The sequence below is a fragment of the Pseudonocardia kujensis genome (assembly GCF_021283305.1).
Taxonomy (GTDB): Bacteria; Actinomycetota; Actinomycetes; order Mycobacteriales; family Pseudonocardiaceae; genus Pseudonocardia; species Pseudonocardia kujensis.
This window is the reverse complement of sequence record NZ_JAJSOK010000001.1, coordinates 217,547-235,834: the sequence shown is the minus strand read 5'-3', so window position 1 is coordinate 235,834 and position 18,288 is coordinate 217,547. Positions and strand designations below refer to the sequence as shown.

General features: G+C 74.3%; 17 protein-coding genes. 6 read left to right on the top strand and 11 right to left on the bottom strand.

Annotated elements, in window-relative coordinates; genetic code table 11:
• Nucleotides 1-7 precede the first annotated feature (7 nt).
• The gene (gene ectA, locus LWC35_RS01160) at nucleotides 8-535 is read right to left on the bottom strand and encodes a diaminobutyrate acetyltransferase (protein ID WP_232867954.1); all 528 of its coding nucleotides are present in this window, start codon (nucleotides 533-535) and stop codon (nucleotides 8-10) included.
• A 995-nt stretch (nucleotides 536-1,530) separates the two neighbouring features.
• On the opposite strand from ectA, the gene LWC35_RS01155 reads away from it, so the two are divergent.
• From LWC35_RS01155 to LWC35_RS01145, 3 genes are read left to right on the top strand one after another with little or no spacing between them, the layout of a single operon-like run.
• Entirely contained in the window at nucleotides 1,531-2,940 is a 1,410-nt protein-coding gene (locus LWC35_RS01155; RefSeq protein ID WP_232867953.1) for an MSMEG_0569 family flavin-dependent oxidoreductase, read from the top strand.
• 11 nt (nucleotides 2,941-2,951) lie between these two features.
• Nucleotides 2,952-3,800 (top strand): carbon-nitrogen hydrolase family protein, encoded by an 849-nt coding sequence (locus LWC35_RS01150; protein ID WP_232867952.1) that lies wholly within the window; start codon nucleotides 2,952-2,954, stop codon nucleotides 3,798-3,800.
• A 50-nt stretch (nucleotides 3,801-3,850) separates the two neighbouring features.
• Nucleotides 3,851-4,363: an MSMEG_0572/Sll0783 family nitrogen starvation response protein gene (locus tag LWC35_RS01145; RefSeq protein ID WP_232867951.1), complete on the top strand. Its 513-nt coding sequence runs from the start codon at nucleotides 3,851-3,853 to the stop codon at nucleotides 4,361-4,363.
• Between the two features lie 66 nt (nucleotides 4,364-4,429).
• On the opposite strand, the gene LWC35_RS01140 is transcribed toward LWC35_RS01145, so the two are convergent.
• Genes LWC35_RS01140 through LWC35_RS01130 form a run of 3 tightly spaced genes read right to left on the bottom strand, consistent with a single transcriptional unit; the run spans nucleotide 4,430 to nucleotide 6,941 of the window.
• Nucleotides 4,430-4,885, bottom strand: a complete 456-nt coding sequence (locus LWC35_RS01140; protein WP_232867950.1) for a VOC family protein — start codon at nucleotides 4,883-4,885, stop codon at nucleotides 4,430-4,432.
• Between the two features lie 54 nt (nucleotides 4,886-4,939).
• The gene (locus LWC35_RS01135; RefSeq protein WP_232867949.1) at nucleotides 4,940-6,319 is read right to left on the bottom strand and encodes a 4-hydroxyphenylacetate 3-hydroxylase N-terminal domain-containing protein; all 1,380 of its coding nucleotides are present in this window, start codon (nucleotides 6,317-6,319) and stop codon (nucleotides 4,940-4,942) included.
• Entirely contained in the window at nucleotides 6,306-6,941 is a 636-nt protein-coding gene (locus LWC35_RS01130) for a TetR/AcrR family transcriptional regulator (protein ID WP_232867948.1), read from the bottom strand. The genes LWC35_RS01135 and LWC35_RS01130 overlap by 14 nt, the downstream gene beginning before the upstream one ends.
• Nucleotides 6,942-7,141: 200 nt before the next feature.
• Between LWC35_RS01130 and LWC35_RS01125 the strand changes: the two genes are divergently transcribed.
• The 3 genes from LWC35_RS01125 to LWC35_RS01115 are packed head-to-tail and all read left to right on the top strand — an operon-like array spanning nucleotide 7,142 to nucleotide 10,015.
• Nucleotides 7,142-8,299, top strand: a complete 1,158-nt coding sequence (locus tag LWC35_RS01125; RefSeq protein ID WP_232867947.1) for an alpha-hydroxy-acid oxidizing protein — start codon at nucleotides 7,142-7,144, stop codon at nucleotides 8,297-8,299.
• 43 nt (nucleotides 8,300-8,342) lie between these two features.
• Nucleotides 8,343-9,023, top strand: a complete 681-nt coding sequence (locus LWC35_RS01120) for an SDR family NAD(P)-dependent oxidoreductase (protein WP_232867946.1) — start codon at nucleotides 8,343-8,345, stop codon at nucleotides 9,021-9,023.
• Entirely contained in the window at nucleotides 9,020-10,015 is a 996-nt protein-coding gene (locus LWC35_RS01115; RefSeq protein ID WP_232867945.1) for an S-adenosylmethionine:tRNA ribosyltransferase-isomerase, read from the top strand. Before LWC35_RS01120 ends, LWC35_RS01115 begins: the two co-directional genes overlap by 4 nt.
• Nucleotides 10,016-10,019: 4 nt before the next feature.
• Here the strand turns inward: LWC35_RS01115 and LWC35_RS01110 are convergent, their stop codons facing one another.
• The 7 genes from LWC35_RS01110 to LWC35_RS01080 form a co-directional block, all read right to left on the bottom strand.
• Nucleotides 10,020-11,645: an MFS transporter gene (locus tag LWC35_RS01110; protein WP_232867944.1), complete on the bottom strand. Its 1,626-nt coding sequence runs from the start codon at nucleotides 11,643-11,645 to the stop codon at nucleotides 10,020-10,022.
• Nucleotides 11,642-13,081, bottom strand: coding sequence for a DUF2252 domain-containing protein (locus LWC35_RS01105; RefSeq protein WP_269803354.1), 1,440 nt, complete (start codon nucleotides 13,079-13,081; stop codon nucleotides 11,642-11,644). Before LWC35_RS01105 ends, LWC35_RS01110 begins: the two co-directional genes overlap by 4 nt.
• Nucleotides 13,082-13,086: 5 nt before the next feature.
• Nucleotides 13,087-13,311 (bottom strand): LapA family protein, encoded by a 225-nt coding sequence (locus LWC35_RS01100; RefSeq protein ID WP_232867943.1) that lies wholly within the window; start codon nucleotides 13,309-13,311, stop codon nucleotides 13,087-13,089.
• A gap of 12 nt (nucleotides 13,312-13,323) precedes the next feature.
• Nucleotides 13,324-13,749, bottom strand: coding sequence for a DUF7144 family membrane protein (locus tag LWC35_RS01095; protein ID WP_232867942.1), 426 nt, complete (start codon nucleotides 13,747-13,749; stop codon nucleotides 13,324-13,326).
• Nucleotides 13,750-13,849: 100 nt separating this feature from the next.
• Nucleotides 13,850-16,453 (bottom strand): LuxR C-terminal-related transcriptional regulator, encoded by a 2,604-nt coding sequence (locus tag LWC35_RS01090; RefSeq protein WP_232867941.1) that lies wholly within the window; start codon nucleotides 16,451-16,453, stop codon nucleotides 13,850-13,852.
• Nucleotides 16,454-16,643: 190 nt separating this feature from the next.
• Nucleotides 16,644-18,008, bottom strand: coding sequence for a diacylglycerol/lipid kinase family protein (locus LWC35_RS01085; RefSeq protein ID WP_232867940.1), 1,365 nt, complete (start codon nucleotides 18,006-18,008; stop codon nucleotides 16,644-16,646).
• A 13-nt stretch (nucleotides 18,009-18,021) separates the two neighbouring features.
• Nucleotides 18,022-18,276 (bottom strand): hypothetical protein, encoded by a 255-nt coding sequence (locus LWC35_RS01080; protein WP_232867939.1) that lies wholly within the window; start codon nucleotides 18,274-18,276, stop codon nucleotides 18,022-18,024.
• Between the last annotated feature and the right edge of the window lie 12 nt (nucleotides 18,277-18,288).

Below are 18,288 nucleotides of genomic sequence, written 5' to 3'. Positions count from 1 at the left end.
CTTCTCATCATCCTTCGGTCGGGATCGGGCCGATTCGATAGAGGATCTCTGATTCGTGTCCGTCGCCGAGAAGGGATCCGGGGAACAATTCCGTTCTCGACACCTCCGCCCCGTTGCGGCGCGCGAACGCGGCGAACATGGCGTTCGACGCGTCGTTGTCCGGCGTCACCGTCGTCTCCATGAAACGGACGCCGGGAACCTGGGCGAAAAGCGTGTCCAGCATTCGGCCCGCCACTCCGCGACCGCGGGCGGCGGCGCCGACGGCGACCTGCCAGACGAGCAATGTTTCGGGGGCGTCCGGTCGGCGGTACCCCGTGACGAAGCCCACGGGCGAGCCGTCGAGCTTGGCGATCACCGAGGTCGCGGCGAAGTCGCGACACCACAGGAGGTACGCGTACCGGGAGTTGACGTCCAGCACGCGGGACTCCGCCGCCATCCGCCAGAGGTCGACGCCGTCGTCGACCGTCGGGGGCCCCACCGTCAGTTCGGGTTCGTCGCCGGGCGGATCCGAGGTGTCGGTGGTGGCTGCGGTCATGGCCAACGAACGTAACAGGGGTATTGCGAACGTGCACCCGTCGACGGTTGTCGACAACATTCGATCGCGATGTTTCGTGATCGTCGTCACAACATCGTTTATCGCCGCGAAACCGTGGGCACCGCCCCGGGAGCCGAATGGTCGTCACCGTTTCCGCAGGTGCATCGGGGATTTCGCGCCGGCTCCCGCGGTGCCCGTCGCGGGGCAGGCCCTACGGGCAGTCGCAGACCGCCACGACCCGTCACGGAGCATGACCCTCGCCACGCCCCGGGTCTTGTCGGAGGTCTTCTCGCACGATAGGGGGAGTCGGACCACGCCGCGCGGCGACCCGTCCGGCCCGGTCCCACCCGTCGGGCCGGCGCTCGGCCGGCCTCGACGGCAAGGCGCCTCTCCGGCCGCGACCGCAACGCCCCGGTCCCGCAGACCGGCGGACCGCCCGCCCGGCTGCGTCTCGAAGCGCCCTGAAGCGTCCCCCGAGCGCATGTCCACCCGGGGGACGTGCTCCGGAGCGACGGCTGCGTGACGTCCGACGGGGGTGTGTGGAGAGCCGCAGCGCTTCGATCTCCGGCCGAACCCCGGGCCCCTCGCCCGTTTCCCGCACGGGCGGACCGGGTCTCCCACCGGCCCCGATGTTGCAGTGTCCGGCCCGACCCGCCATTGCCGGCTCGCCTTTTCCTCGGACCGCACCTCCCCGGGCGGGCCGCTTCGGACACAACGCACACCACAGTGAGACCTGCGGCACTCACCCCGGGCGCGGAGAAGCGGATCGGGCCTATTCCGTCGCCGGGCCGCAAAAGAACGTCGGAGTACCCGGGACGCTCGACGAGAGCGGCGCTCTGATCTCACCGTGCCGAAACAGGAGCAAGATCCGGAAACGCAGCTGCGTTCCGGATGACACGTCCCGGCAACGGCCCGGCCGTGAACTGGTTCCCGAGCCGGTCACGGTCCGGCTCGGACCCCACCGCCGTCGGAGCCCCCCAGGAGCTGATCCCCCCATGTCCCCGTCGCAGCCGGCCGCGCGTCTGCGCGCCGTCCCCGATCCCGCACCCGCCACTGCCGACCTCGACGGCACGCACCGTTCCGTGGTGGTCGTCGGCGGCGGCCAGGCCGGGCTGTCGGTGAGCCGGCGGCTCGCCCAGCACGGTGTCGATCATCTCGTGCTGGAGGCGAGGACCGCCGGCCACGAGTGGCAGGACCGGCGCTGGGACTCGTTCTGCCTGGTCACGCCGAACTGGCAGTGCCGGCTCCCCGGGTTCCCGTACGACGGCCCGGACCCCGACGGCTTCATGGTCCGCGACGAGATCACCGAGTACCTGCAGAGGTTCGTCGCCTCGTTCGCCCCGCCGCTGGTCGAGGGGGTTCGCGCCACGTCGCTGCGGGCCGGCGAAGAGGGCAGCTTCCGCATCGGCACCGACCGGGGCACCGTGACCGCCGACCAGGTGGTGGTCGCGACCGGGCCCTACCAGGTCCCGCGCACCCCGCGGATGGCCGAGCGTCTCCCCGACGAGGTCACCCAGCTGCACTCGTCGCAGTACCGCAACCCGGAGCAGCTGCCCGCGGGCGCGGTCCTGGTCGTCGGCACGGGACAGTCCGGCTGCCAGATCGCGGAGGACCTGCACCTGGCCGGGCGCACCGTCCACCTCGCCACGGGCACGGCGCCGCGGGTCGCCCGCTTCTACCGGGGCCGCGACTGCGTGGCCTGGCTGTCCGAGATGGGCACCTACACCAAGGGGATCGACCAGTTCGCCGACGCCGAGGCCGTGCGGCACAAGACGAACCACTACGTCACCGGCCGCGACGGCGGTCGCGACATCGACCTGCGGCGGTTCGCCCTGGAGGGCATGCAGCTGCACGGCCGGCTCACCGGGATCACCGGCGGGCGGCTGCGCTTCGCCGGCGACCTCCGGTCCAACCTCGACGGGGCCGACGCGGTGGCGGAGGGCATCAAGGACTCGATCGACGCCTACATCGCCGCCCAGGGCCTCGACGCACCGGCCGAGGAGCGGACGGCCCCGGTCTGGGTGCCCGAGTCCGACGAGCCGCAGGAGGTCGACCTCGCCGCCGCCGGCATCACGACCGTCATCTGGTCCACCGGCTACGGCCGCGACGACCGGTGGATCGAGCTGCCCGTCTTCGACGGTCGCGGCTACCCGACCCACGAGCGCGGGGTGACCAGCTGGCCCGGCCTCTACTTCATCGGCCTGCCCTGGCAGTACACGTGGGGATCGGGCCGCTTCTCGGGCGTCGCCGACGACGCCGAGCACCTGGTCGGCCGGATCCTCGAGACCCGCCGCGCCGCCCGGGTCGCCGACGGCCTGCACTGGCTCGCCGGCACCCCCAGCAGCACGTTCCCGTCCGACCCCGCCGAGGATCCCGACTGGGTCGCCCCCCGGTCGGCCAGCTGAGGAGCCCCGCCATGCCCACGACCCGTGTCGCGACCGTCTCGGCCCCCTTCGACCGGGACCTCGAGGCCGGCTTCGCCCGCATCGCCCGGCTGATCGACGAGGCGAAGCAGCGGGGCGCCCAGCTGCTCGCCCTGCCCGAGGCCGCGCTCGGCGGCTACGTGTCCGACCTGGGTGGATCCGCCTCCCCGCCGCCGGCCTTCGCGGTCGACGGCCCGGAGATCGCCCGCCTGGCCGCGCTCGCCGGGGACCTCGTCGTCACCGCCGGCTACTGCGAGGCGGCGGAGGGCCGCCGGTACAACGCGGCGGTCTGCGTGACCGGCGACGGGGTGCTCGGCACCTACCGGAAGGTCCACCAACCGCTGCGCGAGGACGCGACCTACACCGCCGGCGACGGCTTCGAGGCCTTCGACACCCCGATCGGCCGCATCGGCATGCAGATCTGCTGGGACAAGGGCTTCCCCGAGGCGGCCCGGGCGCTGGCGCTCGACGGCGCCCGGGTGATCGTCTCGATGTCCGCCTGGCCGGTCAGCGCGACGAACCCGCACCCCGACCCCGCCCGGGACCGCTGGACCCGGCGCTTCGACCTGTTCGACCGCGCCCGCGCGCTGGAGAACCAGGTCGTGTGGGTGGCCTCGAACCAGTTCGGCACGTTCGGCGCGCTGCGCTTCGCCGCGAACGCCAAGATCGTGGACCCCGGCGGCGAGGTCGTCGCCGCGACCGGGCAGACCGCGGCCATGGTGGTCGCGGACTTCGACCTCGAGGCCGACCTCGACGCCCACCGCGCCGGCATGAACAACCTGCGCGACCGCCGCCCCGACCTCTACGGGGCCCTGACGAGGCCGGCGCTCCAGCCGGTCTGAGCACCACCACTCCCCACCCGTCCACACCACCGTCCACACCGGAGGATGACATGGCCGACCTGACCGACCTCGAGAAGCAGAGCCTCGAGGAGATCCCGCACCCGTCGATGCCGGAGGGGTCGTCGATCTACGGCGGCACCAAGGTCTTCCCGGACTACCAGGCCGAGAACGGCGAGACCTACTTCACCCTGGTCCACGGCATCGCGCACGAGTCCTCGGTGAGCTTCGTGGCGATCCTGCAGGCCACCCGGGCGCTGCGGAAGGGCTTCGAGTCCGCGATCTACTTCTACGGCCCGGGCTCGCTGAACTGCCTGGCCACCCGCGGCTTCCCGACCACCGGCAACTCCGCGTTCCCGGGCGAGCACAACATCAACAACTCGCTGAAGACGTACATCCAGGAGGGCGGCAAGGTCTACTGCTGCCGGTTCGGGCTCTCGCTGCACGGCGCCCGCGAGGAGGACCTGATCGAGGGCGTGATCCCCACGCACCCGCTCGACGTGCAGGACGCGCTGATCCACTACGCCCGCAAGGGCGCGATCATCAACTCCACCTACCAGCTCTGACCTGCCGCAGCGCCGCCCGTGCGCGGCACGTGGTGCTCCGAGCACCACGGGCCGCGCACGGGCGCCTCAGCGCACGTAGCGGGCGGCCGGGGTGCCGGGCGGGTTGTACCGGCCCGGCTCCGCGTCCGGGTTGGGCACGCAGACCTCGGCCTCGAGCCCGTCCGGGTCCCGGAAGAACAGGCTGAGCACGGGGCCGAAGTCGGTCACGAACTCGTCGCACGCCCCGCGGGCGAGCAGGCGGCGCCGGATCTCCTCGAACGCCTCGATCGACGCGGCCTGCAGCCCGAGGTGGTCGAGCCGGCCGCGGCCGAGCATCGGCGTCTGCCGCTCGGCCTCGGTGTTGCCGTCCACCTCGAACACGTTGAACTCGGTGTGCGGACCGATGTCGACGATCGAGAAGCGGAACCCGTCCTGCTTCCTGTCGTGGGCGACGGTCGCCCCGAAGACCTCGCCGTAGAAGGCGTGGAGGCGGTCCGTGTCGGCGGTGATCACGGCGACGTGGTTGAGCCCGTCCAGCAGCATCCGCGCAGGTTAGGGCGCCCCCACGTCGCCGCGGTAGGGCCGGCCGGTCCTCCATCAGGGCGCGAACGGCACCCCGACCAGCTCCTTCGCCCTCGCGACGGCGGCCTCCATCGGGTACCACTTCCGCGTCACGATCTTCTGGGCGTGGAGCCCGCCGCCGGCCTGGATGTTCGTGACCAGCCGCCAGCCGCCGTAGGTGTCCGCGGTGAGGTCGCGGATCACGTGGAACAGCCGCAGCCGCGTCTCGCCGTCGAACTCCGGGTTGCCCTGCATGTACTTGCGCACCGCGGGCCCGATCTCGGGGTTCTGCAGGTCCGCGAGCGAGGGCGCGGTGACGATCGAGCCGCCGGCGATGTCGTGCAGGCTCTGCACGAGGCGGTCGTAGTGCGAGGCCGCGTAGTACTTGCCCGCGTTGGTGTACAGCTCGTCCGGGAACGCCGCGCCGTTGTCGCCCACGTGGCAGTGGGTGATCGCGGCCTCGAGCGAGGCGCGGATCAGCGTGGCCTGGATGATCATGTCGTCGATCTTGTCCCGGACGTGCGCCACGGACTCGGTGCCGTTCGCCTGCGCGATCAGCTGGGCGAGCCCGACCAGTAGGTCCGCGCCGTCGGCCATCGACGACAGCCCGCCGAGCCGCTCCCAGAGGCCGAGCGAGTGGGCGAACACGGTGGCGTACGTGGTCTGCCCGTCGAGGAAGATGCGCTCGGTGGGGACGAACACGTCGTCCAGGATCACGAACGACTCGGGGTAGGACACCGGACCCGAGACCGGGAAGGTGCCGGAGTCGGCGTTGCGCGGGGCGTAGCTGACGTCGACGATCTTCACGCCCGGTGCGTTGACCGGGATCATGCAGGCGATCGCGTAGTCCTCCTCCCCCGGCTTCATGCCCTTGGTCGGGATGACCATGAGCTCGTGGCCGAGCGAGGCGGCGGTGATGTGCAGCTTCGCCCCGCGGACCACCACCCCGTCCTCCCGGCGCTCGACGACGTGCACGTACGCGTCCGGGTCCTCCTGCTGACCCGGGCGGAGCTTGCGGTGTCCCTTCGCGTCCGTGATGCACTGCGTGATCCGGAGGTCCTCGGCGCGGGCGTGCGCGACGAAGGCGTTGATCCGCTCGACCTCCTCCGGGCAGGAGTCCATGATCCGGCCCGCGGCGGTCAGCAGCGTCATGATCGAGGTGTAGGTGACGTGCGCGAGCATGCCCATGTCGTGCACGAAGTCGATGTGCTCGCGCAGGCCCTCCGCATCCGTCGGGACGTCGGAGAACGGGCTGTGGTCGCCGGTCGGGTCGTAGACCTTGTCGTAGCCCTCGGCGATGAGCCTCACGCTCTGCCCGAGGATCGGGTGGTCGGCGATCCGCTCGACCGGCTCGCCCTCGAACCAGACCTTGCGGCCGTCGTCGAGGGAGGCCAGGTACTGCTCACCGGTCTTCATGCGCGGTCCTCTCGGGGTGCGTCTCCACACCGACGCTGCGCAGCAGCAGGTCGGTGAAGCCGTCGATGATCTCGGTCATGGACAGGTCGCCGTCGGGACGGAACCACGCCTGGACGGAGTTGAGGGTCGCGAGGATCGACGCCGCGGTGAGCCGCGGGTCGAGGTGCGCGGCGAAGGCGCCCTCCCGCTTCCCCTGGCGGACGATCTCGCGGATCGAGCGCTCGTAGGTGTCCCGGCGCGCGATGATCTCGGCGAACCGCTCGGCGGGCAGCCCGGAGAACTCGGCGTTGAACACCCTGATCTTGACCAGGTTCTTCTCGGTGCCGCGCAGGTGCCGCTCGATCGCCAGCCGCAGCTTGTCGACCGCCGGTGCCCGCGAGGCGAGCAGCTCCTCGCCGAGCGCGGCGGTGTTGAGGTGGGCCTCCTCGACGATCGCGTGGAGAAGGTCCTCCTTCGTGTGGATGTAGTGGTAGAGGCTGCCCTTGAGCATGCCGGCGGCCTCGGCGATCTCGCTGATGCTGGTGCCCGCGTAGCCCTTGCGCCGGAACAGCTCCGCCGCGGCGTCGACGATCTGCTCGTAGCGCGACGGGCCGAGGTCGCGCTCGCGCGCCTTGGGCGCCACCGCGCGACGGTGCGGCGGCACGGACCGCGTGATCCCACTCTCCGGCACCAGCGTCTCCTGCGACTCGGCGGTCCGACGGACACCGACGCTAGCTGCGGATCTGCTACTGGTCAACCGTTCGGTCGGGAGTGCTCGACCGATCGTTTGGGCCCCGGCGGCGCTACTGTCCGGCCGGACCCGCGTGATCAGGAGGGACATCGATGTCACCGCGCTACGGCGACTACCAGCTGGAGATCTACCTGGCCGGCACGAGGGGCCTGCTGCCCCGCTTCCCGGTCGACTTCGCGGGGATGGAGCGGCGGGCCGCCGAGTCGCTGCCGCCGTGGGTGCTCTCCTACGTCGCGGGCGGGGCGGGCGACGAGCGCACCCAGCGGGCCAACGTCGAGGCCTTCGAGAGGTGGGGCCTCGTGCCGCGGATGATGGAGGGCGCGTACGACCGCGACCTCTCCACCACGCTGTTCGGCATCGAGCTGCCGCACCCGCTCTTCCTGTGCCCGATCGGCGTGCTCGGAATCTGCGCGCAGGACCTGCACGGCGACCTGGCGACGGCCCGCGCCGCCGCGCGCACCGGCGTCCCGATGATCGCCTCGACGCTCTCCCAGGACCCGATGGAGGAGGTCGCGGCGGCGCTCGGCGACACCCCCGGCTTCTTCCAGCTCTACCCGCCCAACGACCGGGACCTGGCCGTCAGCTTCATCCGGCGGGCCGAGCGGGCGGGCTTCAAGGCGCTGGTCGTCACGCTCGACACCTGGGTCACCGGCTGGCGCCCGCGGGACCTCAACACCGCGAACTTCCCGCAGCTGCGCGGCTACTGCCTGGCCAACTACACCTCCGACGAGCACTTCCGGAAGCACCTCACGAGCTCCGACCCGGCCGAGGTCGTCGGGCTCTTCGCCCGGACCTTCGGCTTCTCGATGCGCTGGGAGGACCTGGCCTGGATGCGCGAGGCGACCTCGCTGCCGATCGTGCTCAAGGGCATCAGCCACCCCGAGGACGTCCGCAAGGCCAAGGACCACGGGGTCGACGGCATCTACTGCTCCAACCACGGCGGCCGCCAGGCCAACGGCGGGCTGCCGGCCCTGCAGACGCTGCCCGAGGTCGTCGAGGCCGCCGGCGACACCCCGGTCCTCTTCGACTCCGGCGTGCGCAGCGGCTCGGACGTGGTCAAGGCGCTCGCGACGGGCGCCACCGCGGTCGGCTCCGGGCGCCCGCACGTCTACGCGCTGGCGGTCGGCGGCGAGGAGGGCGTGGTGCACCATCTGCGCTCGTTCCTCGCCGAGGCGGACCTGCTGATGGCGGTCGACGGTTTCCCCGACCTCGCCCGGCTCCGCGCGGCGGGCCTGCGCCGCGTGGACTGAGCTCCTTGACCTGAACCCGGCTTCAGGTCGCACCGTGGTCTCCATGACACCGACCGCGATCGTCACCGGTGCGGGACAGGGCTTCGGGCTCGCCCTCACCGTCGCCCTCGCCCGGCGCGGGACCACCGTGGTGGCCTGTGGCCGGGACGCCGGACGCCTGCGCGGCGCGCTCGCCGGGGTGCCCGGCGTCGTCGCCCTGCCCGGCGACGTCACCGACCCCGGCTTCCGCGCCGAGCTCGCCGCGGCGGCCGGCGGCCGGCTGGACCTGCTCGTGCACAACGCCGGCGAGCTCGGCCCGTCGCCGCTGCCCCGGCTGGCCGACTATCCGCTCGACGCCCTGCGCGGCGTCCTGGAGACCACCGTCCTGGCCCCGCTGGGCCTCACCCGGGAGACCCTGCCGGCCCTGCGCGCGGCCGGGGGCACCGTCGTCACGCTCAGCTCCGACGCCGCCGTCGAGGCCTACGAGGGCTGGGGCGGCTACGGGGCGGCGAAGGCCGCGCTCGACCACCTGGCCGCGGTCCTCGGGGTGGAGGAGCCGCACCTGCGCGTGTACGCCTTCGATCCCGGGGACATGCGCACCGCGATGCACCAGCGGGCCTACCCCGGCGAGGACATCTCGGACCGGCCCGAGCCGGGGACCGTCGTGCCGGCGCTGTTGCGGCTGCTCGCCGACCGGCCGCCCTCGGGTCGCTACACCGCGGCCGCGTCGGCGGTCGCCCCGTGAGGCCGGTTCCGCCGGGGCTCACGGCCACCACGCCCCCGCCGGTCCGCGACGGCGTGCGGCTCATGGTGGCCCGGGCACGGCGGCCGCTGCAGCACCGCCGGTTCACCGACCTGCCGGCGGCGCTGGAGCCCGGCGACCTGCTCGTGGTGAACACCTCCGACACCGAACCGGCGGCCGTCGACGGCACCCGGTCGGGCCGGACCGTCGTCCTGCACGTGTCCGGGCCGGCCGCGGCGGGCACCTGGCAGGTGGAGCTGCGGACGCCGGACGGGCACCGGATCACCGACGGCCGGGCCGGCGAGAGCATCGGTCTGCCGTGCGGCGTGCACGCCACGCTGCTCTCCGGCGGCCCGCGGATCTGGCGGGCGCGGATCGCGGTGGAGGGCGGCCTGCGCCGGTACCTCGCCGCGGCCGGGCGCCCGATCATCTACTCCTACGTCCGCGGACGGCCGTCCCTCGCCGAGTACCGCACCGTCTTCGCCCGGCCCGACGGGCGGTTCGGCAGCGCCGAGATGCCGAGTGCGGGCCGCCCGTTCACCCCCGCGGTGCTCGACGGGCTGCGGGCGCGCGGGGTCGGCGTGGCCGAGCTGGTGCTGCACACCGGGGTGTCGTCGCTCGAGTCCGGCGAGACCCCGCTGCCCGAGCGCTACCGCGTCCCGCTCGCCACGGCGGAGGCCGTCACCGCGACCCGCGCGGCCGGACACCGGGTGGTCGCGGTGGGGACCACGGTGACCCGGGCACTCGAGACGGTGGCGGAACCCGACGGCACCGTCCGGGCCGGCGAGGGCACCACCGAGCTGGTCCTCGGGCCGCGCCGACCGGCCCGCGTCGTCGACGGGCTGGTCACCGGCTGGCACGAGCCGGAAGCCTCCCACCTGCTCCTGCTCCGCGCGGTCGCCGGACGCCGGCTGGTCGAGCGGGCCTACGCGGCGGCGCTCGACGAGGGCTACCGCTGGCACGAGTTCGGCGACTCCTGCCTGCTGCTGCCGTGACGGCCTACCCGGGCGCGCCCACGGGCGGCTCGGCCGCCGGCTCGGACGGCGCCACCGGCTCGGCCTCCCGGCGGTGCGGCAGCTCGCGGGTGAGGAACAGGCTGAACACGGCGATCGCGGCGGCGGCCAGCAACGCGATCTTCAGGCCGACGAGCTGGGCACGGGCGTACTCCGCGAGCAGCGTGTCCACCTCCGTGCCCGGGATCCCGGCCGAGGTCAGCGCGGTACGGGCCTGGTCCAGCGAGAGGAAGGAGATGCCCTGCTCCAGGGCCGTGCCCACCTGCTGGCGCGTGGCGTCGGCCACCGGCGCCGCGGACACCCCCGCGAGGCTCGCCCGGGTCAGCGCGCCGAGCAGGAACGAGCCGATCAGCGCCGTGCCGAGCGAGGAGCCGAGGTTCTGCGCGGTGTACTGCAGCCCGCCGACCTCGCTGCGCTCGACCTCGCCCACGCTGGACTGCGCGACGTTGCCCAGCTGCCCGGCGAGCAGGCCCATCCCGACCCCGAGCAGCCCGGTGGCCAGTGCGAAGGACAGGTCGTCGAGATCCGGGCGGACCGTCGCGACCAGCCACAGCGTGGCGACGCACAGCACGACGAAGCCCGTCCGCACGACGGCCCGCGGCGCCGCGAGCCGGTTCACCGCCGGCGCGGCCATCGACGTCACCAGCATCGTGAGCGAGACCGGCAGCAGCCGCAGCCCCGTGGCGAAGGCGTCGAGACCCTGCACCACCTGCAGGTACAGCGGGATCGTGAAGAAGACCCCGAGCAGGATCAGGTTCTGCGCGAGCAGGCTGGAGAGCGCGGCCCGCAGCGGCCGGATCGCGAACAGCCTCCACCGCACCAGCGGGTCCCGGCCCTGCTGCTCGCGGTGGCGCACCCAGCTGCGCAGCAGCCCGAGCAGGACGAGCCCGAACGCGATCACGAACAGGGTCGGCGCGAAGCCGAACACCGTGAACGGCGGGTTGCGCGGCTCGAGCCAGCCCCAGGTGCTGCTCTGCAGGGCGCCCAGGACCACGAACGCCAGCCCGACCACCGACAGCGCCGCCCCCACCAGGTCCAGCCGGCGCCGTGGCCCGGTCGCGGGTGCGTCGGAGATCCACCGCAGCATCAGCAGGATCGCCACCACGACGACGACCTCGCCGGCGAACACGACCCGCCAGCTCAGGTAGGTCGTCGCCCACCCGCCGAGGATCGGGCCCACGGCGATGCCGGCGCCGGCGAGCCCGCCGACGACCCCGTAGGCCACTGCCCGGTCACGGCCCCGGTAGTTGCCGCCCACCAACGCGGCGAGAGCAGGCAGCACCAGCGCCCCGCCCAGCCCCTCGACGACCGACCAGCCGAGCACCAGCACCCACAGCGACGGCGCGATCGCCGTCAGCCCCGAGCCGATCCCGTAGACGACCAGACCGATCCCGAAGGCGCGGCGCCGCCCGAGGATGTCGCCGACCTGGCCGCCGGTGATCAGGAATGCGGCCATGACCAGCGTGTAGAGCGTGATCGCCCCCTGGATGGCGGCGACGGTGGTGTCGAAGTCCGCGACCAGCGTGCTGATCGAGACGTTCATGACCGCCGTGTCGAGCACCACGAGGAACTGCGCCGCGCCGAGGGCGACCAGCGGCTTCCAGCGGTTCACGCGTTGCCGTTCGCCGTCGGGTCGTCGGCGACCACCCGGCCCGCGTCGATCGCCTCCTGAAGCGCGGCGTGGTCGGCCTCGGTGCGATCGGCGTAGGCGCGGGCGAAGTCCGCCACCGCGCGGTCGAAGGCGCTCGACGACCCGAGGTAGGCGGCGATCGCGATCCGGTCGCCGCTGCGGGCGTGGGCGCGGGCGAGGGTGCGTCCGCAGATCTCGGAGTAGAGCGTCATGCCCTCCGGGCGCAGCTCGTCGACCTCGACCGAACCCTTCCAGTCGCGCAGCTGGCGCAGGTAGAAGTCCCGCACCTTGCCGTCGACCCCGGTGGTGCGCTGCCACCCCAGGAAGATGTCGCCGGCGGACTGCATCAACCGCTGGCCCTCGACGACGCGCTGGCCCGCGGTCGGCTGCGTCGCCGGGCGCAGCACGGACTCCAGCGCCGACGGCCCGGCTTCCTTGGCCTGCAGGAACAGCGGATCGCGGTCGTCGCGACCGAGGAAGAGGATCATCCAGCAGCGGGTTCCGACGCTCCCGACGCCGACGACCTTGTGGGCGATGTCGACGGCCCGGTACCGGTCGAACAACACCCGACGGTCCGCGGGCAGGGTCTCCCGGTAGCCGGCCAGGATCTCGCGGATGCCGTCCTCGATGCCGCGGCGTTCCACTTCCTCCGGGTAGAGGTCCCGGACCGGCGTCACGAGCGGCGGCGCCGGGACGATCTGCGGCCTGCCGTCGACCATCGTCGTGAAACGGGTCAGCGCACCCAGGTTGTCCCGGGATCGCGCCTTGGCGAGGTCCCGCTCCATGCGGGCCCGGCGCCGCGGGGCGAAGCGGTGCTCGTACTGCTGCCACAGGTCCTCGGTCTCAAGGAGCGAGTACCAGACCTGCAGGTGCGGCATCCCGGCGTAGCGGCGCATCTCCTGCCGGTACGCGCGCACGCCCGCCTCCACGCTGTCCCGCCGCTCGCGGGTGCGGAAGCCGCGGTCCCGCCCGGCGACCTCGACGCTGGCCGCCAGTCGCTTGACGTCCCACTCCCACGGGCCCGGGAGGGTCTCGTCGAAGTCGTTGACGTCGAAGACCAGGCGGCGCTCCGGCGAGGCGAAGAAGCCGAAGTTCGCCAGGTGGGCGTCGCCGCAGAGCTGCACGTCGATGCCGCTGACCGGGGTGCCGGCGAGGTCGGCGGTCATCACGGCCGCCGAGCCGCGCAGGAACGTGAAGGGCGACAGGCCCATCCGGGCGTACCGGATCGGCAACAGGTCCTGCACCCGGCCGGCGTCCTGGGCGGCCAGGATCTTCAGCGCCCCCGGACCGCGGCGCGCCGGCAGCTCCGCATGGGACGAGCGGGGGGCGGTACCCCGTGCGGCCCGGCCGAGCTCGACGCTCTCGGCCGGGACCGGCACGGTGGGACGCGGGGTCGGCGGGGCCGCCGTACCGGTCATCTCCCTCACCTCCGACGGGTCAGGACGACGCCGAGGAGCAGCCCGACCGCGATCATGACGACCAGCAGCAACCACAACGGCGCGCTGAGGGTCAGGGTGAACAGGTGCACGCCCACCGGGTCGCGGTTCTGCAGCACGAACACCAGGGCGAGGACCGCCACCACCAGGGCGACGACCTGCCGTGCGGTGATCCGGCGGCGACCGCGGCCGGTGGACCGCTGCGTCGTCATCGCGGTCGCCGGTCAGGCCAGCTGACGCTGCTCGCGGACCAGGGCCCAGATCACCGCGACGTCGAGGGCGATGATCACGATCGACCAGATCGGGTAGTGCGGGATGAACATGAAGTTGGCGATGATGCTCAGCGAGGCGAGCAGGATGCCGACCACGCGCGCCCAGGTCTGGCCCTGGATCACGCCGAGACCGGTGAGCGCGAGCGCCACGCCGAGGACGAGGTGCACCCAGCCCCAGGTCGTGATGTCGAACGAGTAGATGTAGTTCGCGGTGGCCACGTAGACCTGGTCGCGGAACAGGGCCGAGATGCCGGCCAGTGCCTGGCAGATGCCGACCACGATCAGCACTGCACCCGCGAACATCGCGAACCCGGTGGACCATGCCGTCGCGGTGCTGCTGGTGGTCCCCGTCGTGGGCGGATGGGTCGTGTCGCTCATGGTGTTGCTCCTCCTTCGAGCGCTGTGTCCGTCCACGGTCGGGTCCCCGCGCGCGGCGCACCTCGCCCGCCGCGTGTGACTTCGTGGTCCCGCCCGGATCTCAGTTGCGGGGCGTGGGCGCGGACCCCGAGACGATCAGCCCGCGCTCGTAGCCGGCGAGCACGGCGGTCCGGCGGCTGCTCACGCCGAGCTTCCCGTAGATCGAGCGGACGTGGGTCTTCACGGTGTTCACCGAGACCGACAGGTCCGCCCCGATCTCCTCCAGCGACAACAGGGAGGGCAACAACGCGAGGACCGCCCGCTCCCGCTCGCTGAGCGCCGCGGCCGGGGAGCCGGTGGTCGCGGAGACCGCCAGGGCCGCGCCCGCGAAGGAGCCGGCCGCACCGGGGCCGCCGTGCAGCTGGACCAGCAGCCGACGCACCTCCGGCCCCGCTCCCGCGAACGGGCGCAGTGCCCCCAGCGGCTCGGCCAGCGCCAGGGCCCGTTCGAGTGCCTCGCGGGCGGCGGCCCGTTGCTCCGCCCGGGCCGCGAGGGTCGCCTCCAGCAGCCACGCCTCCACCTCGGTCACGCCGAGCAGCGGTGAGCCGCACTCCACCAGGGCCCGGTGCACCGCGGCGCGGGCCCGGTCGTCACGGCCCGCGGCGAGGTCGGTCCACGCCCGCAGCAGGGCGCTCTCCGCGGTCTCCCCGACGCGTTGGACCAGCCAACCGTGCACGCTGCGGGCCGCCGTCGGGTGCCCGAGATCGAGGGCGGCGCGGTGTTCCAGCACCGCCGCCACGGCCACGACGTGCGGATCCACCGGTTCGTCGCCCAGCTCGGCGCGGGCGTGCTGCAGCCGGTCCAGCCCGCGGGCACGGTCCCCGCGGGTCTCGCCCGCACCGTCGACGTCGGCCGCCGCGCGGATCACGGCCAGGCCGAACCGCAGCTCGGCGGGCCCGTGGTCGCAGTGGTCGAGCCCGCTCAGCCCGGCCTCGGCCAGCCGCACGGCGTCGGCGGGCTCGGCGCGCAGCAGCGCCGCCTGGGCGAGGACGGCCGCCGCGGCGGCCGCCCAGGTCGAGTGCCGCAGCCCGGTCCGCTCGGCGCGGGCCAGCGCCGCTTGCCCCGCGTGCCGCGCCTCGGCCGCGTCGCCGGTCGCGGCGGCCGCGACCGCACGCAGGGCCAGCGCCTGCACCGCGAGGTGCACGAACGCGTGCCGGTCGGCGAGCTCGAGCGCCTCGGCCAGCAGCGGCCGCGCGGCGTCGGGATCGCCCAGCCGGACGACCCGGACGGCCTCGGCGAGCAGCCCCAGCGCCCGGGCCCCCGGCTGGTGCGGCAGCACGTCCGGGTCGTGACGGAACAGGCCGGCGGGCACCGCGCCGAGCTCCTCCGCGGCGGCGCGCAGCACCGCCACCTCGGGCGGGGGGTCCTCGGGCCACCGGGGGGCGTGCGTGGCCGGCGGCCCGCCGGCGGCCGTGCGGGCGAGCGCGGCGAGCGCCGCCAGCCCGGGTTCGCGGGCGAGCGCGGCCTCGCCGACGGTGTCCAGGGCCCGACGCAGCGAGCGGTGCCGTCCCGAGAGCAGCAGCGCGGGGCCGGCGTCGCGCAGGACCTCCGCGGCGACGAGCGGGTCCCCGCTGCGGGCCGCGTGCTCGGCCGCCACGTCGGGCCGCCCGGCGGCGGCGTACCAGCGCGCCGTCGTCGCCTCGAGGCGCGCCGGCGCTCCCGCCGCATGCCGCCGCAGCTCCGCGAACAGGTGGTCGCGCAGCAGCGGCTCCACCTGGTGGACCTCCCGGCCCCGGCCCTCCGCGCGGACCAGGCCCGTCCGGTGCTCGACGGCGTCGAGCACCCCGCCGGCGTCGGCCCGCCCGGACAGCACGGCGGCGAGCGCGGTCGGCACCGGGTTGACCACGCCGACGCGCCGCAGCACGTCGAGCTCGGTCTCCTCGAGGTCGGCGAGTGCCTCGCCCTCGAGGTAGTCGGCGACCAGCGGGTGCTCGCCGGAGAAGCCCAGCGCGGCCCGGGGGTCCGTCGGGTCGGCGCAGGCCGCGGCGGCGAGCCCGACGGCGACCGGCCAGCCCGCGGTGCGCGCGTGCAGCACGGTGACCTCGGCCGGGCCGAGCGACGGCACGGTGGCGCGGAGGAGCTCCTCGGCCTCGCCCGGGGTGAAGCGCAGCAGGTCGGGACCGATCTCGCGGACCCGGCGGGCCACCCGCAGCCGGGCGAGGCCGAGCGGCGGTTCGCCGCGCCCGCACAGCACCACGACCAGGTCGGGACGGCGGTCGCGGAGGAAGGTGCGCAACCCGTGCACGCTCGCGGGCCCGGTCAGCGCGCCGACGTCGTCGAGCACCAGGCGGGGCGGCCGCGGCAGCACGTCGAGCGCGGCGGTCAGGGCGGCCAGGAACTCCGGACCGCCGGCTGTGGGCCAGCCGTGCCCGTCCCGGAGCCGGCTCGACGGCGGGACCGCGGGGCACCGGGCCAGGGCGGCCAGGACCGCCGACCAGAGCCGGCGGGGGTCGTCGTCCTCGGCGTCGAGGCGGACCCAGGCGGTTCCGGGGCCTGGGCTGGTGCGCACCCAGTCGGCCACGGCGAGGGTCTTGCCGAAGCCGGCGGGACCGCGGACCAGACCCACGTCCAGGATCCGGTCGAGCGCGGCACGCACGGCGGCTCGCGTCACGAGCTGCGGTGGCCGGTCCGGAACACGGATCTTCGCCTCGGGCACCGGCTGCATGGAAGTCACCCCCGCACGCCGGCACTCTGCTGGACCGGCAACAACGGTCGATACTGGACCGGTCTGAACCGGCGCGGCGCCGAGCGTGAGGCCCGACCGGGCGGGACGAAGGTCCCGTCGGGGACCTGCCGCGGACGAGCGGAGCGACTCCGAACGGCGCAGTTCCGTGCACTTCGTCCGGTTCGCGTGCTCAGGCCTGCCGGCGCACCGCCGGCTGCCCGCGCAGCACCCGGAGCAGCCCCGCGATCGCCTCACCCGGCCCCGCCGGCGCGACCGCCGCCGGCGCGGCGCCCGGCGATCCGACGGGCACCCGGACCCGCAGGGCCCCGGGGAGCACCCGGAACCGCAGCGGGGGCGGCAGGCGCAGCGCCTCGCCGTCGACCCCCACCTCGACCAGGGGCTTGTCGGAGTCGACCTCGAACTCGGGCGCACTCCACTGCCGGTACCCGTGGAAGGACCGCAGCCGCCCGGTCGCCTGGGCGGCCAGCATCTCGGTGACGTCGCGCCCCTTCTCCACCCGCAGGGTGACGACGCCGAGCACCCCGCCGTCGAGCCGCGCCCGCGTGCCGAACCCGTCGAGCCGGTCCAACCGGTAGTCGCCGTTGGAGACCAGCACCATCGCGGTCGGGCCGCCGAGGTCGCCGTCCGGGCCACGGAAGCGCAGGTGCGACCCCTCCGCTCCGGGCCCGAGCAGGTCGGGGGCCATCCGGGCGGTGGTCGCGAGCTTGGCGTCGCGGTAGCCCTCGGACTGGACGACGCCCGCGTACACGCCGAGCGAGGCGTTGTTGACGAACACCCGGTCACCCAGCACGGCGAGGTCGATGCGCCGCTCCAGCGCGGGGCCGAACGCGTCCAGCGCGGCGACGACGTCCTCGCGGTCCAGGCCGAGGTCGAGGGCGAAGTGGTTGCGGGTGCCCGCGGGGATCACCACGAGGGGTACGTCGTGCTGTCGCGCGACGTCGGCGACCAGGGCCTGGGAGCCGTCGCCCCCGGCCATCCCCAGGACGTCGGCCCCCTCGGCGACGGCCGCCTCGGCGAGGGCGCGCAGGTCGTCGCCGGGCTCGAGGACGACGGGGGTGACGCCGCGCCGCAGCGCCTCCTCCTCCAGCCCGAACCGCCCGACCTTCCCGCCACCCGAGCGCGGGTTCATCAGCAGCACCCCGTGCCCGGCCGGCGGGACGGACTTCAGCCCCGACGGCGCCGGCAGGAGATCCCGGCCGAGCGCGACCCGGGCGAGGCTGGCCGCGACCAGGACGAGGACCACCACGCCCGCGGTGCGCAGCACGGACGCCGTCACCACGAGCAGGACCACGCCGACGAGGGCCAGCAGCGCGATCGCGCACGCCACGATCCGCCACGCCCCCCGCCGGACGAGCGCGGTCCACCCCGCGGCGACCGCCACACCGACCAGGACCGGGGCCGCGACGAGCCGCAGCGGCTCCTGCAGCAGCGCCACGATCACCAGCGCGATCGCGCCGAGCGCGGCCAGCAGGGCGACCCCCGCCGCCACCCGCCGTCCCGCGCCCGGCCGCGCGCCCTCCGCCGTCCCGGCCATGGCCGGCCTCCCGTCAGTCCACGAACCAGATCTCGGCCAGGTCGGCCGCGACCAGACCGCGCTCGGCGGCGATCCGCTCCAGCGCCTCGGCGAGCGTCGAGGAGAGGACCACCACCGTCTCGGTGAGACCGGGTACGCCGGCCTCGGCCAGCACCGCCGCGGCGACGGCGCGGGCCCGTTCGGTGCCCTGCTCGGCGTTGACGTCGTCCGACAGCACGGCCAGGACGGCCTCGAACGCCCACGCCCGGGCCCGTGGTGGGGAGGCCACGCCGAGCACCTC